General features: G+C 40.5%; 15 protein-coding genes and 2 rRNA genes. 3 read left to right on the top strand and 14 right to left on the bottom strand.

What is annotated here, in order from left to right; all coding sequences use genetic code 11:
* Positions 1 to 26: 26 nt before the first annotated feature.
* From QMF79_RS05010 to argS, 3 genes are all read right to left on the bottom strand, one after another.
* Entirely contained in the window at positions 27 to 638 is a 612-nt protein-coding gene (locus QMF79_RS05010; protein ID WP_281773004.1) for an HI_0552 family protein, read from the bottom strand.
* Positions 639 to 701: 63 nt separating this feature from the next.
* Positions 702 to 1,880, bottom strand: a complete 1,179-nt coding sequence (cgtA, locus tag QMF79_RS05005) for an Obg family GTPase CgtA (RefSeq protein WP_281772983.1) — start codon at positions 1,878 to 1,880, stop codon at positions 702 to 704.
* A gap of 142 nt (positions 1,881 to 2,022) precedes the next feature.
* The gene (argS, locus tag QMF79_RS05000; RefSeq protein WP_281772982.1) at positions 2,023 to 3,750 is read right to left on the bottom strand and encodes an arginine--tRNA ligase; all 1,728 of its coding nucleotides are present in this window, start codon (positions 3,748 to 3,750) and stop codon (positions 2,023 to 2,025) included.
* Positions 3,751 to 3,780: 30 nt separating this feature from the next.
* On the opposite strand from argS, the gene QMF79_RS04995 reads away from it, so the two are divergent.
* The 3 genes from QMF79_RS04995 to QMF79_RS04985 are packed head-to-tail and all read left to right on the top strand — an operon-like array spanning position 3,781 to position 5,172.
* Entirely contained in the window at positions 3,781 to 4,386 is a 606-nt protein-coding gene (locus QMF79_RS04995) for a VOC family protein (protein WP_281772981.1), read from the top strand.
* A 23-nt stretch (positions 4,387 to 4,409) separates the two neighbouring features.
* The gene (locus QMF79_RS04990) at positions 4,410 to 4,874 is read left to right on the top strand and encodes a glycine zipper 2TM domain-containing protein (RefSeq protein ID WP_005707444.1); all 465 of its coding nucleotides are present in this window, start codon (positions 4,410 to 4,412) and stop codon (positions 4,872 to 4,874) included.
* 22 nt (positions 4,875 to 4,896) lie between these two features.
* Positions 4,897 to 5,172 (top strand): deoxyribose-phosphate aldolase, encoded by a 276-nt coding sequence (locus QMF79_RS04985; RefSeq protein WP_040218847.1) that lies wholly within the window; start codon positions 4,897 to 4,899, stop codon positions 5,170 to 5,172.
* Between the two features lie 47 nt (positions 5,173 to 5,219).
* Here the strand turns inward: QMF79_RS04985 and tyrA are convergent, their stop codons facing one another.
* The 11 genes from tyrA to QMF79_RS04930 all read right to left on the bottom strand — a co-directional run.
* Complete coding sequence (gene tyrA, locus QMF79_RS04980; protein WP_281773003.1) at positions 5,220 to 6,341, bottom strand: bifunctional chorismate mutase/prephenate dehydrogenase; 1,122 nt, start codon at positions 6,339 to 6,341, stop codon at positions 5,220 to 5,222.
* Positions 6,342 to 6,401: 60 nt separating this feature from the next.
* On the bottom strand, positions 6,402 to 7,445 hold the full coding sequence (locus QMF79_RS04975) for a glycosyltransferase family 9 protein (protein WP_281772980.1): 1,044 nt from the start codon (positions 7,443 to 7,445) through the stop codon (positions 6,402 to 6,404).
* Positions 7,446 to 7,553: 108 nt separating this feature from the next.
* The gene (locus QMF79_RS04970) at positions 7,554 to 8,534 is read right to left on the bottom strand and encodes a peptide ABC transporter ATP-binding protein (RefSeq protein WP_281772979.1); all 981 of its coding nucleotides are present in this window, start codon (positions 8,532 to 8,534) and stop codon (positions 7,554 to 7,556) included.
* Between the two features lie 16 nt (positions 8,535 to 8,550).
* Entirely contained in the window at positions 8,551 to 9,528 is a 978-nt protein-coding gene (dppD, locus tag QMF79_RS04965; RefSeq protein ID WP_281772978.1) for a dipeptide ABC transporter ATP-binding protein, read from the bottom strand.
* 9 nt (positions 9,529 to 9,537) lie between these two features.
* On the bottom strand, positions 9,538 to 10,428 hold the full coding sequence (locus QMF79_RS04960; RefSeq protein WP_281772977.1) for an ABC transporter permease subunit: 891 nt from the start codon (positions 10,426 to 10,428) through the stop codon (positions 9,538 to 9,540).
* Between the two features lie 16 nt (positions 10,429 to 10,444).
* On the bottom strand, positions 10,445 to 11,449 hold the full coding sequence (locus QMF79_RS04955) for an ABC transporter permease subunit (protein ID WP_281772976.1): 1,005 nt from the start codon (positions 11,447 to 11,449) through the stop codon (positions 10,445 to 10,447).
* Between the two features lie 134 nt (positions 11,450 to 11,583).
* Positions 11,584 to 13,182: an ABC transporter substrate-binding protein gene (locus QMF79_RS04950; RefSeq protein ID WP_281772975.1), complete on the bottom strand. Its 1,599-nt coding sequence runs from the start codon at positions 13,180 to 13,182 to the stop codon at positions 11,584 to 11,586.
* A 205-nt stretch (positions 13,183 to 13,387) separates the two neighbouring features.
* Complete coding sequence (locus QMF79_RS04945) at positions 13,388 to 13,597, bottom strand: hypothetical protein (protein ID WP_281772974.1); 210 nt, start codon at positions 13,595 to 13,597, stop codon at positions 13,388 to 13,390.
* Positions 13,598 to 13,856: 259 nt separating this feature from the next.
* Positions 13,857 to 14,123 carry a hypothetical protein gene (locus QMF79_RS04940; RefSeq protein ID WP_281772973.1) on the bottom strand — a complete coding sequence of 89 codons (267 nt, stop codon included), beginning with the start codon at positions 14,121 to 14,123 and terminating at the stop codon, positions 13,857 to 13,859.
* A gap of 250 nt (positions 14,124 to 14,373) precedes the next feature.
* Positions 14,374 to 14,489: ribosomal RNA gene (gene rrf / locus QMF79_RS04935) — 5S ribosomal RNA — on the bottom strand.
* A 134-nt stretch (positions 14,490 to 14,623) separates the two neighbouring features.
* Positions 14,624 to 14,899: ribosomal RNA gene (locus QMF79_RS04930) — 23S ribosomal RNA — on the bottom strand; the annotation flags it as partial.

The raw sequence follows: 14,899 nt of genomic DNA, 5'->3' as shown, positions 1-14,899 counted from the left end.
GAAGCGATTTCTCGCTTTTTCTTTCTCTAACGATGACAAGCCTCATAAAGCGGTAATAATTCTTGAATAGTTTGCAAAATAAATTCTGCCGCATCAATTTTAGCCAAATCTTCCCGCTCAACATTTTTACCAATGCACCAATAAGCCTCAGGATCTTCTAGCGTTAAATCAGGCACTTCTTTGAGCTTTTTAAAATCGGCATATTCGCTCTCACTATCTTGCCATATCTCAAAATCTTGGTATTTTTCGCGATCTACATTTTCCCACCATTGTTGATATTGCGGCAGTTTTACCTGTGAACGATCCGCACGATAGCAATGCCAATCAAGACTAACTTGTAACCGTCTTCGGTTCAAAATAACCGATAAAATCACCGCTGAATTTTGGTTAAATTCATACTTATAAAAGGTGAAAAAGTGTGCACGGACTTGCCAACCATTGCACCAACGCTCAATATGGGGCTCAGCAAATGGCATTCCCAATTTTCGGTAGACATCAAGGCTCAACGCTTTCCACTCCTCCCAATTTTCTTTGTATGTTGCCTTGATGATCGGAATATCCTCAGGGCAATATTTTTTCATTTGAGCAAATTGAAAGAAAGGAATATCAAAAATTTTGCAAAATTGACTATTTAACATTTGCATTTTTTCCTATTAAAAAGACCGCTTACAAGCGGTCTTATTTTTCATCTGATTTACCAATTAGCGGTTGGTGTAAACAAACTCGACACCTTCTTCATCTTCTTCCGACCAATCGTCGTCGAAATCGTCCCAGTCGTCTTCTTCAATCGCGTTTTGCATCGCTTCTTGGTGATAGTTATCCCATTTGAATTTCACTTCATCGGCTTCTTTATTTTCTTCTTCCACTTCGCGTGGGTTCGCTTCAATAAAGTCCATAATGTCGAGTGTTAAGGCTGGCACGTTCTGACCTGTTGCAGCAGAAATGAGGTAGTAATCCCCTTCCCAGCCTAAGCGTGCAACGATCTCTTTGGCACGCTCTTGAGCCTCTTCTTCACTCATCGTGTCGATTTTATTAAACACTAGCCAAGTCGGTTTTTCTGCCAATTTTTCGCTATATTTAAACAATTCGCTTTCGATAATCGCCACGTTATCCGCTGGATCACACTCATCAATCGGCATAATATCTACAAGGTGAATCAAGATACGACAACGCTCTAAGTGTTTTAAGAAACGAATCCCTAAACCTGCACCGTCGGCTGCACCTTCGATCAAGCCTGGAATATCTGCTACCACAAAGCTGCGATCTGAACCGACACGTGCCACGCCTAAACTTGGCACAAGCGTAGTAAATGGATAATCTGCCACTTTCGGTTTTGCTGCTGACACGCTACGAATAAAGGTTGATTTTCCTGCATTAGGTAAACCGAGCATACCCACATCAGCTAAGAGCATTAATTCAAGCAATAAATCACGTTTTTCGCCTGGTGTGCCATTGGTTTTTTGGCGTGGAGCTCGGTTCACGGAAGATTTAAAACGAGTATTACCTAAGCCGTGATAGCCACCTTTTGCCACCAACATTTTCATTCCATGTTTAGTTAAATCACCAATGACTTCTTGGGTGTCATTGTCAATCGCACGCGTTCCGACTGGCACTCGTAAAGTAATATCGTTACCACGATGCCCCGTACAACCTGCACTACGCCCATTCTCACCACGCCCTGCGGCATAGCGTTTTTCAAAGCGGTAGTCGATAAGAGTATTTAAGTTTTCGTCTGCGATTAAATAAACATCGCCACCGTCACCACCATCACCACCATCAGGCCCCCCTTTCGGGATATATTTTTCACGGCGGAAGCTTACACAGCCATTGCCGCCATCACCTGCTTCAATGCGAATCAGGGCTTCATCAATAAATTTCATTTTTGTTCCTTATTTTAGCTCCCCTCTTTAGAAAAGAGGGGCTGGGGGAGATTTGATAAGCGGTCTTTTTTGACCTATTTTTGCAAATTGAGATCGCTGAAATCTCCCCTACCCCCTCTTTGCAAAAGAGAGAGATCTACCATTACATTTTCTCTACAGTCTTAATCCCTAACAGATCTAAACCTTGTTTGAGCGTTCTTGCTGTTAAATCACTTAAACGTAAACGGCTATTTTTCACTTTTTCTTCTGCATTAAGCATCGGGCAAGCTTCGTAGAAACTTGAGAATGCACCCGCTAACTCATATAAATATTGGCAAAGTATATGTGGCATACCTTCTTTTGCTACGCTATTTAATGCTTCTTCAAATTGTAATAATTTGATGGCTAATGCACGTTCTTTCTCTTCTGTTAAGATAATCTCACCACTTAAAGTACTTGGATCAATCCGCGCTTTTGTAAATACAGAACGAATACGCGTATAAGCATATTGCATATATGGTGCGGTATTGCCCTCAAAGCTCAACATATTATCCCAGTCAAACACATAGTCTGTGGTACGGTTTTTCGACAAATCTGCATATTTCACTGAGCCGATTGCAACCGCTTCAACTACTGCAGCTTTCTCTTCTGCCGTTAAGTTAGTGCTACGTTGTGAAATTAATGCATCTGCACGCTCAATCGCTTCGTTTAGTAAATCTTTAAGTTTTACGGTATCGCCTGAACGTGTTTTAAATGGTTTACCATCTTTGCCTAACATCATGCCAAAGAATGGATGTTCAAGGCTAAATGAATCTGGCACATAGCCCGCTTTACGGGTAATTAACCAAGCTTGTTGCATATGTTGTGCTTGACGGCTATCTGAGAATACTAAAGCACGATCTGCTTTTAAAGTTTCATAACGATATTTTGCTGCAGCCACATCAGTAGTCGTGTATAAGAAACCACCATCTTTTTTCTGCACGATAACGCCCATTGGATCGCCATCTTTATTTTTGAACTCAGAAAGGAAAACGACTAAAGCGCCATCATCTTCTACTGCCAATCCTTTTGCTTTTAAATCCGCCACAATTTCTGGCAACATTGGATTGTAAAGGCTTTCGCCCATCACATCTTTTTCGGTTAAAGTTACGTTCAAGCGGTCGTAATTTTCTTGATTGTGGTGCATTGTAATATCAACTAATTTTTTCCACATGGTACGACAATATTCATCGCCACTTTGGAGTTTCACCACATAACCACGTGCTTTTTCAGCAAAAGCTGCATCTTCATCGTAATGCGCTTTGGCTGCACGATAGAATGCTTCTAAATCGCTTAATTCAAGCTGTGAGGCATTTTCATTTTCCATTTTTTCAAGATAAGCAATTAGCATCCCGAACTGGGTTCCCCAGTCGCCAACGTGGTTGGCACGGATCACTTTATTGCCTAAAAACTCAAGAGTACGCACCACCGCATCGCCAATAATAGTCGAACGCAAATGCCCAACGTGCATCTCTTTTGCCACGTTTGGAGAAGAGTAATCGATAACTATCGTTTGTGGATTTGTGGTTTGAATGCCAAAATTAACCGCTTGTAAGGCTAAATTAGCGTTGTTTGCTAACCAATCTTTATTTAAGAAAATATTGATAAAGCCTGGACCCGCAATTTCTAATTTTTCAGCGACACCGTCTAAATTCACGTTAGCCAAAATTTTTTGAGCAAACTCACGCGGGTTCATTCCTAATTTTTTTGCCGCACCCATTGCACCATTCGCTTGATAATCGCCAAACTCAGGTTTACTCGATTGACGCACTAAAGGCTCAACATTCTCGCTTGCTCCTGCAAGAATCATTGCTTGCTTGATTTTATCTGATAAAATTTGTTGAATATTCACTTTTTAACCTATTGCATTTACATTCAAAAAATGGATAAAATTATACCTGAAAACACGAACTTTTACGAGAAAATGACCGATTGTTTTGGTGATTTATCTCAATTCGAGCAAAAAATTCAGCAAATTTCAGAAATCGCAGGGATTGATCTCAGCCGATATGAAATTGATCATCTTGCGGTTCGCATGAATACACTTGAAACTGCTAAAAAATGGCGAAATCTTTTAGTGGAAAATGTAAAGATTCTTAAAGAAAGTCAAGTTAATGGCCGCCCAATTGGACTGTTTGAGCTAACGCAAGCGGTTGATTTTTTTGGACAAAAAGTCAAAATCATAGAACTTCCCTTTCCTAAAGGCAAAATTTATCCACAAGAGGGATGGGAACATATTGAAGCTGTAATCCCTATGCAGCAAAGTGAAAACGTAGATTCTTGGATTGAACGAGTAATAAAAATGTTTGCACTTAATGAGAATCCTAAACTTAATATTAAAATTAGCCAGCCTGAAGTGGAAGGTGAACAACTACCTAACCCGACCATTGCGATAAATGTAAAGAATGCAACTTTAAGTAATCATTCTTGTCTAAAACTACATCCTTATGGTATAAATGATATTATTTATTCAGAAAATCATTTCTGAACTTTCTCTTATTGGGGTACAATATGAAAAAATTTGGATTAGCGACTACGTTATTATCTAGCCTTGTAATGGTTGGTTGTGCAAATACGGACATTTATAGCGGAAGCGTATATTCTGCATCACAAGCCAAAGAAGCTAGAGCAATTAGCTACGGTACGATTGTATCTGTGCGTGATGTAAAAATCCAAGCAGATAATCAAGGTGTAATCGGCACAGTAGGTGGCGGTGTATTAGGTGGTATTGCTGGTTCTGCTATCGGTGGTGGTAGAGGGCAAGCGATTGCAACTGCTGTAGGAGCTATTGCGGGTGCGATGGCAGGCAATACAATCGAAGAAAAGGCGAGTCAAGTTTCTTCATTAGAAATGACGATTCGTAAAGATGATGGTCAAGAAATCGTGGTTGTTCAGAAAAAAGAAGACGGTTTCGTACCAGGTAAACGTGTAAGACTCGTTGGTTCTAACTCGAATTTAAACGTTTCTTTACTTTAATTTTCAATTTTAAGGATTCATAATGAAAAAACTTTCTCTAGCTGTATTAGTAAGTATGGTTCTTGCAGCTTGTACTGCAGACGTTTACTCAACTAAAGGTGATGCAACTATTTTAAGTAGCAAAGACATCTCAAAAGATGTTGTTGAGTTAACCGTTCAAAAAGACAACGGTGAAATCGTGACTTTAAAACGTAAATACGACTCTCACGCAACAGTGGGAGCACGTGTAACTGTTGCTGATCAAGACAACAGCCAAGATGCAGATTTAAACACAATTCGTCGTTACGAATTCAAATAATCTGACTTCATTATAGAAACCCGGCCTATGTCGGGTTTTTATTTCCTCTATTTTCTATAATCATTCGCCTGCTGCAGTAACACTTGGCTCTCTTTTAAGAATTGTTCTGAATAATCACCAAACCAGTGATGTACCTTTTCAAAAACTTGAATAAAGCCTGCTTTATCTTTTTCTTCAAAGAATTTTAGGCTCTGTTCAAAAGTTGCTTTTAACGATTGAATTGTCATTAAATTTTCAGGTTTATCCGAAATAATATCCGCATACAACGCCCCATCTTGAGCAAATAAACGCCCTATCATCGCAAGTTCTAAACGGTAAATAGGAGAAGAAAGTGCTAATAGCTGTTCAAGTTTTATCGGCTGCTCTGATAAATGCAAGCCAAACATAAAAGTCGAAAAGTGGCGTAGTGCTTGGATATAAGTCATTGCGTGATCGTGCTCTGTAGCACCAATCACTTCAATTTTTGCTCCCCAGATTTTGATCTGCTCTAATAACCATTCGTACTGTTCTGCTCCACGCCCATGGCAGCAAACCACCACTTGCTTAGCTAAACTTTGCGTGTCTGGACCAAACATTGGGTGAAGCCCAACCACTGCTCCTTGATGCACTTTTAACATTTTTTGCAACGGTTGAGCTTTTACCGAAGTGAGATCGGCTAAAATCATCTTTTCAGTTAAGAAAGGTTGCAAGCGCTCAATCGTTTCTAGCGTTTTATTGATTGGCACACAAACAAGTACCAAATCAGCCCCCGCCAAAATGGTTTCAGCTTGAACCCAATCATTTTGATCAAGGCTTACCACTTGGTAGCCCGACAAACTCAGAAAGCGGTTAAATAATCGCCCTAATTTACCAAGTCCCCCCACAATCACGATCTTTTGAATATTCGGATTCACTTGCTTAAAGCCGTGTTTGTTCTCGTTGGCATAGGATTCTCGCATCACGCGTCTGAGTACATCTTCAATCAGATCCGCAGGTACGCCTTGCGTTTTAGCTTCGGTTCTGCGAGCTTCAATCATCGCTTTTTCACGCTCTGGCGCATAGACGGGAATGCCGTGTTCTGACTTCACTTTTCCCACTTCCGCCACTAATTTTAAACGTTCAGAAAGTAAGGCTATCAACTCACGATCAACCTGATCAATTTTTTCGCGTAAAGGGTTTAATGGCATAATTTATCCTTGATGTTGTGTTTATTATTATTTACTTATTGTAAATCAAAAATTACAGATAAATTACCTATTTATTGCCAAGATTTCAACTACTTTTTGCTTCACACTTTCTACCGAAATTCTTGCCATTAAATTCTCACCTGTTTTGGATTTCGCTTTAGTTGCCCAAGGAAGTGCTTGCCACGGTTTACCGTAATAAGTTTGCACTACTTCATCATAAACAGAAATCACATTTTGTTGATCATTGTAAGGTGCAGTGCGGCGCGGATTGTGAATCGCATAAAGCCCAATAACGGGCGTACCTTGAATACTTGCAATGTGGGCTGAGCCAGTGTCAGGCGAAATCACTAGATCTGCTAATTTTAAGAGGGCAGCAAGCTCTTTTAGCGACGTTTTTCCTACCAAATTCTGCACATTCGGGGCAAGTTGCTGAATACAAGCGGTCATTTCCAGTTCACGTTTTGCAGGCGAACCAACCAAAATCACGTTGATATTTTGTGCTATCAACCAATTCGCAATGTCGGCATAACGCTCTATTAACCAATCTTTTTCAGCCTTACTAGAACAAGGAGAAATCACCACATTTTTACGCATTGGATCAAGCCACTGTTTCACTTTTTCAACCGTTTCCGCAGGAATTGGCAATTGCCATTTTGGGGTTAAATCAGTTACGCCAATCGCTTTGGCAAACATCATCTGTCCATCTAACACGTGCGGAGAGGTGGTTTGTTCCACCTTTTGATTGGTAAAAAGCCACTGCATTTCACGGGCACGATCTTTGTTAAACCCCATTTTTTTATCCGCTTTAATGCCAAGTGAAAGAATAGAAGCTCGAAATGCAGTTTGCATATTAAGCAGAAAATCAAACCGCTTGTGGGCAAGCTGTTTCCAAATTGTAAAGATATTTTTCCAGCTAGATTTTTTATCAAACGGAATTAACGTCACATTAGGGAGATCTTGCATCAGCATTGCTTCGGTTTTACCGATAATCCAAGTAATTTCCGCATCGGGATATTGGCGTTGAATAGCTTGCACGACCGCAAGAGTGTGGCAAACATCACCAATTGCAGAGAGGCGAATAATGCAGAAGGATAGAGGCTTTTTCATATAAATTTACTATTGGTAGGGTGCATGGATTTATAAAATCCACGCACGTAAACAAGAGATTAAGGTGCGTGAAACGTTGTTTCACACATCCTACAATTTATTAATAGTTTACTCCACCACAAAACAAGCAATTTTTCTGCCATCTGGGTAGTTTTTCAATTGCGGTTGTTCCAGTTGGCAGCGGTCGGTTGCAAAACGACAACGGGCATGGAAGGCACAGCCTTTTGGTGGATTAAGTGGACTTGGCAGCTCGCCTGTGAGTTTAATTCGCTCACGGCGATCAGCTTCGTTTAATCTTGGCGTCGCTGAAAGAAGCGCTTGCGTGTATGGATGTTTTGGCTCAGCAAAAATCTGTTTCACCTCGCCTTGCTCCACGCAACGCCCTAAATACATCACCATCACTTCATCTGCGATATGTTCCACGACTGAAAGATCGTGCGAGATAAAGACATAAGAAAGCCTCATCTCTTCTTGTAGATCCATCATTAGATTGAGCACTTGAGCACGCACGGAAACATCTAATGCTGAAACAGGTTCATCCGCCACAACAATATCAGGCTCTAACATTAAACCGCGTGCAATGGCAATACGCTGGCGTTGCCCGCCTGAAAACATATGCGGATAGCGATCATAAAACTCTGGTTTTAAGCCCACTTTTGCCATCATATCCAACACTTTTGCCTTACGCTCTTTTGCCGAAAGCGAAGTGTTAATGAGCAAAGGCTCTTCTAAGATTGAGCCCACTTTTTTACGTGGGTTGAGTGAGCTATACGGATTTTGGAACACGATTTGAATTTTACGACGGCGAAGCGTTGCTGTCTCCTTATCATTTTCCAGAAAGTTGTGGCCGTTGTAAAAAAGCTCGCCTTCGGTCGGCTGTTCAATCATAGTGAGCATTCGCCCAAGGGTTGATTTTCCACAACCAGATTCTCCCACTACCGCTAAGGTTTTGCCGCGTTCTAACGTGAATGACACGCCATCCACCGCTTTCACCATTTTAGGTTTGGTGAACAAACCCTTTTTCACAGGGTAATATTTTTTCAGGTTAATCGCATCAAGAAGCGGTGCGTTTTGATCATTTTTTTGCATATTGTCCTCTCCTTGATTAGCTCGGTAAGCCTTGTGCGTTTAACGGCGTATGGCATTTCACTTGACGGCTGTTGATTTGCACCAACGCAGGCTCAACGCTACGACATTTCTCCGTCGCATACGGGCAACGCGGGTTAAGCAAGCAGCCTTGTGGGCGGTCATATTTACCAGGTACAACACCAGGGAGCGATTGCAAGCGAGATTTGCCTTCCGCAAACTCTGGCAAGGCTTTCAACAGTGCTTGTGTATAAGGATGCAACGGCGATTTGAAAATCTCTTCTGCCTTGCCCTCTTCCACCACTTGCCCTGCGTACATCACAATAATGCGATGTGCTGATTCTGCTACCAACGCCAGATCGTGCGTAATTAAAATCAACGCCATATTTTCTTTACGTTGTAATTCAAGCAGTAAATCAATAATTTGGGCTTGAATGGTTACATCTAGCGCCGTTGTCGGTTCATCAGCAATCAACAGCTTCGGATTACATGCAATTGCCATTGCAATCATGACACGCTGGCTCATCCCGCCAGAAAGCTGGTGCGGATAAACCTCTAAACGAGATTTAGGATCAGGAATGCCCACTAGTGAAAGCAATTCAATTGTTCTCTCACGGCGTGCTGATTTGCTCCCGCCTTGATGCACTTTCAAGGCTTCCATAATTTGATAGCCCACGGTATAGCTTGGGTTGAGGCTCGTCATCGCATCTTGGAAGATCATCGCAATGTCTGCTCCAATAATTTCTTGCTTCTCTCTTGGCTTTAACGCGAGCAAATCATTCTGGTTAAAATGCAATTTCTCTGCAGTCACACGACCTGGGAAGTCAATCAATCCCATAATAGCCAAAGAACTAACCGATTTGCCCGAACCAGATTCGCCTACAATACCTAACACTTCACCTTCATTCACGGTGTAGCTAACACGATCAACCGCTTTAAAAGGGGCTTTTTCATCGCCGAACGAAACGGAAAGATTTTCAACAGTTAATAAACTCATTTTTGCTCCCTATTGTTTTAATTTTGGATCGAGAGCATCACGTAAGCCGTCGCCCATCAAGTTAAAGGCTAATACAAGTGATAAAATTGCTAAACCAGGAATGGTAACAAGCCAGTTCGCTGATTGCATAAAACCGCGTGATTCTGCCAACATAGTACCCAATTCTGGTGTCGGTGGCTGTGCACCGATGCCTAAGAAGCCAAGTGCAGCAAGTTCTAAAATCGCGTTCGAAATACCCATTGTCATTTGTACAATTAAAGGTGCAAGGCAGTTTGGAAAAATCACGATAAACATTAATCGCCACACATTCGCCCCAGCCACACGGCTTGCCACCACGTAATCACGGTTTTTCTCATTCATTACCGAAGCACGGGTTAAACGCACATAACTTGGAATGGAAACAATCGCAATCGCAATCGCTGCGTTAATCAGTGATGGCCCGAGAATCGTCACCACGCCAATGGTTAATAACAGGCTTGGAATAGCAAGCATAATATCGACCAAACGCATAATTAAAATATCGAGCGTGCCACCATAGTAGCCTGCAAGTAAACCTAAAATAACACCTAATACGCAAGACATCACGACAATCAGCAAACCAATAAAAACAGAAAGTCTTGCCCCATAAATAATACGAGAAAGCATATCACGACCGATATCGTCTGTGCCTAAAGCATAGGCTGAATTACCGCCCTCAAACCACATAGGAGGTAAAAGTAAAGCTGAGCGGTTTTGTTCGATTGGATCGAAAGGTGCAACCCAACCTGCAAAAATTGAGGCAAAAAGCACGATTAAAATAAAGATAAATCCAATTACCGCCCCGCGGTTTTGACTAAAGTAATAGACAAACTCTTGAAAAGGTGTTTTTGGCATTGGGGCTGTTACTGTCGTTGAAGACATTGTTCACTCCTCTCTTCTAAGTATTTCGAATACGTGGATTGACCACACCATAAATCAAATCAACCAGTAAATTCACAAGAATGATGATAGTTGCAATAATCAACACCGAACCTTGTAAAACGGGATAATCGCGAGCGTTAATCGCCTCAATTACCCATTTACCAATCCCAGGCCAAGAGAAAATATTTTCGGTTAATACCGCCCCTGAGAGCAACTGCCCCACAATTAATCCCACTACTGTTACGACAGGAATTAACGCATTACGCAGTGCATGTACAAACACAATGCGTGTGGTATTTAAACCTTTTGCTTTTGCAGTTCGGATATAATCTTCACCCAATACTTCAAGCATTGAAGAACGGGTCATTCGAGTAATCACCGCAAGGGGAATCGTGCCAAGCACAACAGCAGGCAAAATCAGCGATTTAATTGCCGCTAAAAATGCACCAGGTTCGCCCGACTGCCACGTGTCAATCAACATAAATCCCGTGTTGGTTTCAATCCAATATTCTGACGGTAAACGCCCTGACGCAGGCAAACCGAGTGGCGTTGAAACATAGAGAATTAAAATTAAGCCCCACCAGAAAATCGGCATTGAATAGCCTGTAAGAGAGAGAGTTGTCACAAGATGTGAGATCCAAGAGTTTTTCTTAACTGCAGCAATCACACCAAGAAAAATCCCAACCACTAAAGACCAAAGCAAGGCAAAGAATGCAAGCTCAACCGTTGCGGGGAAAAGCGTAAAAAACTCCTTGAGGACTGGCTCATTATTACGGAATGAATGGCCTAAATCACCATGGAAAATCCCTTTAATATAGTTGAAATATTGTTCAGGTAAGGATAAATCCAAGCCGAGTTGAGACATCATTTGGGCGTGCACAGCTGGATCAAGCCCGCGTTCGCCCATTCGAATTTCGATAGGGTCCCCAGGAATAAGATGCACCAACGCAAAAGTAATTAAGGTAATCGCAATAAAGGTGGGAATCACCATCAATATGCGTTTTAAAATAAATGAAAACATAAATAGATAATAATAGGTAAATTTTTGAAAAATTTTGACCGCTTGAGCCCCTCTCTCTGCTTGAAATTGCCTTACGCAATTCCAAGTGGTCTCTCTCCCACAAGGGGAGAGAGTGCAAGAGAGAATCAGCAGAATTATTTATCTGCTAAATCAACGTGGTAGAAGTTGTGCAAGCTAAACGGGCTGATAGTATAACCTGTTACTTCTTTACGCACAGGGAAGTAGGTGGTTGAGTGAGCAATGGTTACCCAAGGTGCTTGTTCTTTGAACAATACTTGTGCGTTTTTATAGAGCTCTGTGCGCTTTTCGTGGTCTGTAATTTGGGCCGCTTCTGTCACTAATTTATCAAACTCTGCATTACAGAATTTCGAATAGTTAGAACCTTGTTTCACCGCTGCACAGCTTAATAGGGTATTTAAGAAGTTATCTGGATCACCATTATCACCATTCCATCCCATCATACCTGTTGGATCTTCACCATTACGCAAGCGTTTAAGATATTCACCCCATTCATAGCTCACAATTTTCGCATTCACACCCACTTTTTTCCAATCTTCTTGGATAAGCTCAGCCATACGACGTGCATTTGGATTATAAGGACGGCTTACTGGCATTGCCCAGATTTCGGTATCAAAACCATTCGGGAATCCCGCCTCAGCTAATAATGCTTTAGCTTTTTCAGGGCTATAATCATAATCTTTTACCGCATCGTTATAGCTCCACATTGTTGGTGGAATTGGATTTTTTGCTTTCTCACCAGAGCCTTGGTAAACAGAGCTAATAATCGCATCTTTATTGATAGCGTGATTTAATGCCTGGCGCACTTTTTGATTATCAAACGGTTTTTTCTCGGTATTGAAATGTAAGTAGCCAATGTTTAACCCTGGACTTGTCATCAAGTTAATGTTCGGATCTTTTTTCAGCGTTTCAATATCTGCAGGGTTTGGATAAGGTGCAGCGTGGCATTCACCTTTTTGGATTTTCGCTAAACGAACCGAAGCATCTGGAGTGATCGAGAATACCAAGCGGTCAATTTTTGCTTTACCTTCCCAATATTCAGGGAATGCTTTATATCTAATACTTGAATCTTTTTGATAATCTACAAATTGGAATGGGCCAGTACCAATTGGATCGTTATCTACTTTTTCAGGTGTTCCCACTTTTAGCATTTGCTCTGCATATTCAGCCGAGAAAATTGCAGCAAAATCCATTGCCACATTCGATAAGAATGGTGCATTTGGCACTTTTAGACTAATTTTCACTGTGTAATCATCTACTTTTTCTACTTTATCAATGATATTTGGCATATCCATACCAATAAAGTATTCATAGTTTCCACCCGAAACTTTGTGATATGGGTGGTTTGGATCTAATTGACGATTGAATGAGAACAACACGTCATCCGCATTGAAATCACGTGTTGGTTTGAAATTTTTATTGCTGTGGAATTTGACACCTTTACGTAAATAGAAAATATAAGTTTTGCCATCTTCAGACACATCCCACTTCTCTGCTAATGAAGGTATAACATTTGTTGTACCTGGTTCAAAAGTAGTGAGCATATTGAAAATAGTTTGTCCTGTTGCATCAAAGGTTAAACCATCTGTCGCAAATTGTGGATTAAAGTGCGTTGGTGAAAGCTCTGCACAATAAACAAAGGTTTTTGGTGCAGCAAGTACGGTTGTTGAAGCAAAAACCAAGCTTAATAAAGAGAGTTTAGCGAGTTTTTTCATAAAGGCTCCTGATGTTGTGAGTTATTGTTTTAGTAGAATTCTTTGAATATACAAGTTTTTGGCAGAACATCAAGAGGAAAAAAGCAAAAGCGGTAAGATTTTAGGAGAATTTTGCGAAATGGCTGAATGGAAGATATGAAATAGCCTTGTATTTAGAATACAAGGCTATTTAACGAGAACATATTTATATATGCATTTAGGGAAATTATTCTTCTTCAAGGTATTTAAATAACTCATTAGCCGTTTCTAAAACCGCTTTGTAATCCTCTCCAAATAAGAAATCAATTTTATTAATATTATCTTCAACTTCTTCAATAGAAAGATCTAAAAACTCACTTGAGACACTCGAACTAAGATCTTGAAATTCATCATAATCTCCAAGATGAACTTCGCTTTTTATACCTAAATTAATCATTTCATCAATAAGTTTTGCTATATTGGCTGACTATGAAACTTCAAAATATTCAGCGACAAAATATAAATCTTTAAATTCTTCCATTATATTTTCCCTTATTCCGTTGTAATTAAATAGACTTTGTTTAAACAGCTATCAAACACATCAATATCAATAACTTTTCGATCTAACGATGAAATAAAATCATCTAAACGTCTTTTTCCTTCATCTTTTATTTCATCACTATGTGGACCACAAAAAAAACAATCATTCTTTATCTTTAAATAGTCATAAATATCAGAGTAATTTGTGAAAAATAAAAATTCCTGATCACTTTCTGGATAATCTCTAGCGCTTTCAAGTGCCCTGACCAGTCACTAAGATGACCAGCTCCAGCACTTACTTTAATTTTAGTCCTTACACTTGTTGTTACAATACTTTCAACACTAGCCCAAAAACTAATTGATTTAAGAAAATAAAAAACTGCAGCCTTAGATTGAAAAGTTGCAATTCTTTCCGCCCCACGAACATTTTCAATAATAACCATCGTGTTTCCTTATATATTTAATTGTTACGCAAAATATTTTACTTGTTATGTCAATAACAAGTAAAAGCAGTATACTGCTCTTAAAATTTAAGATTTTTACAGGGGGCTAAAATCGATCCTACGAGAAGAAATGAATAAAATAAGAGAGGATAATGGAAATGGGAAATGGGAAATGGGAAATGGGAAATAAGAATAAAAGCAAAAACCCCATACCTTACAATACGGGGTTATTTGCTTTCGCTCTAATTCAATCTGGCGATGCCCTACTCTCACATGGGGAATCCCCACACTACCATCGGCATTACGGCATTTTACTTCTGAGTTCGGAATGGATTCAGGTAGAACTACCGCACTATGGTCGCCAGAATATTCTGTTTTAGTCTAGGTCTTTTTCTTAACCTTTGACTTTATATTCTTTTGATTTTTCGTTCTTTTTAATAAATTTGAAACAAGCTGCTTCCTGTTTAGTTTCGCTTTGCTCAAAAACACTTGAGCGTTGTATAGTTAAGCCTCTCGGGCAATTAGTATGTGTTAGCTCAACGGCTCGCACCGCTTACACACCACACCTATCTACGTCGTAGTCTCCAACAACCCTTACAGTCTTATAGACTGGGAGAACTCATCTCAAGGCAAGTTTCGTGCTTAGATGCTTTCAGCACTTATCTCTTCCGCATGTAGCTACCCGGCAATGCGTCTGGCGACACAACCGGAACACCAGTGATGCGTCCACTCCGGTCCTCTCGTACTAGGAGCAGCCCCAATCAATTCTCCAACGC

Source organism: Pseudohaemophilus parahaemolyticus, from assembly GCF_938021905.1.
Classification (GTDB): Bacteria; Pseudomonadota; Gammaproteobacteria; order Enterobacterales; family Pasteurellaceae; genus Haemophilus_A; species Haemophilus_A parahaemolyticus_B.
Note: the sequence above shows the minus strand (reverse complement) of the source record. Positions and strands in the feature narration are given on the sequence as shown.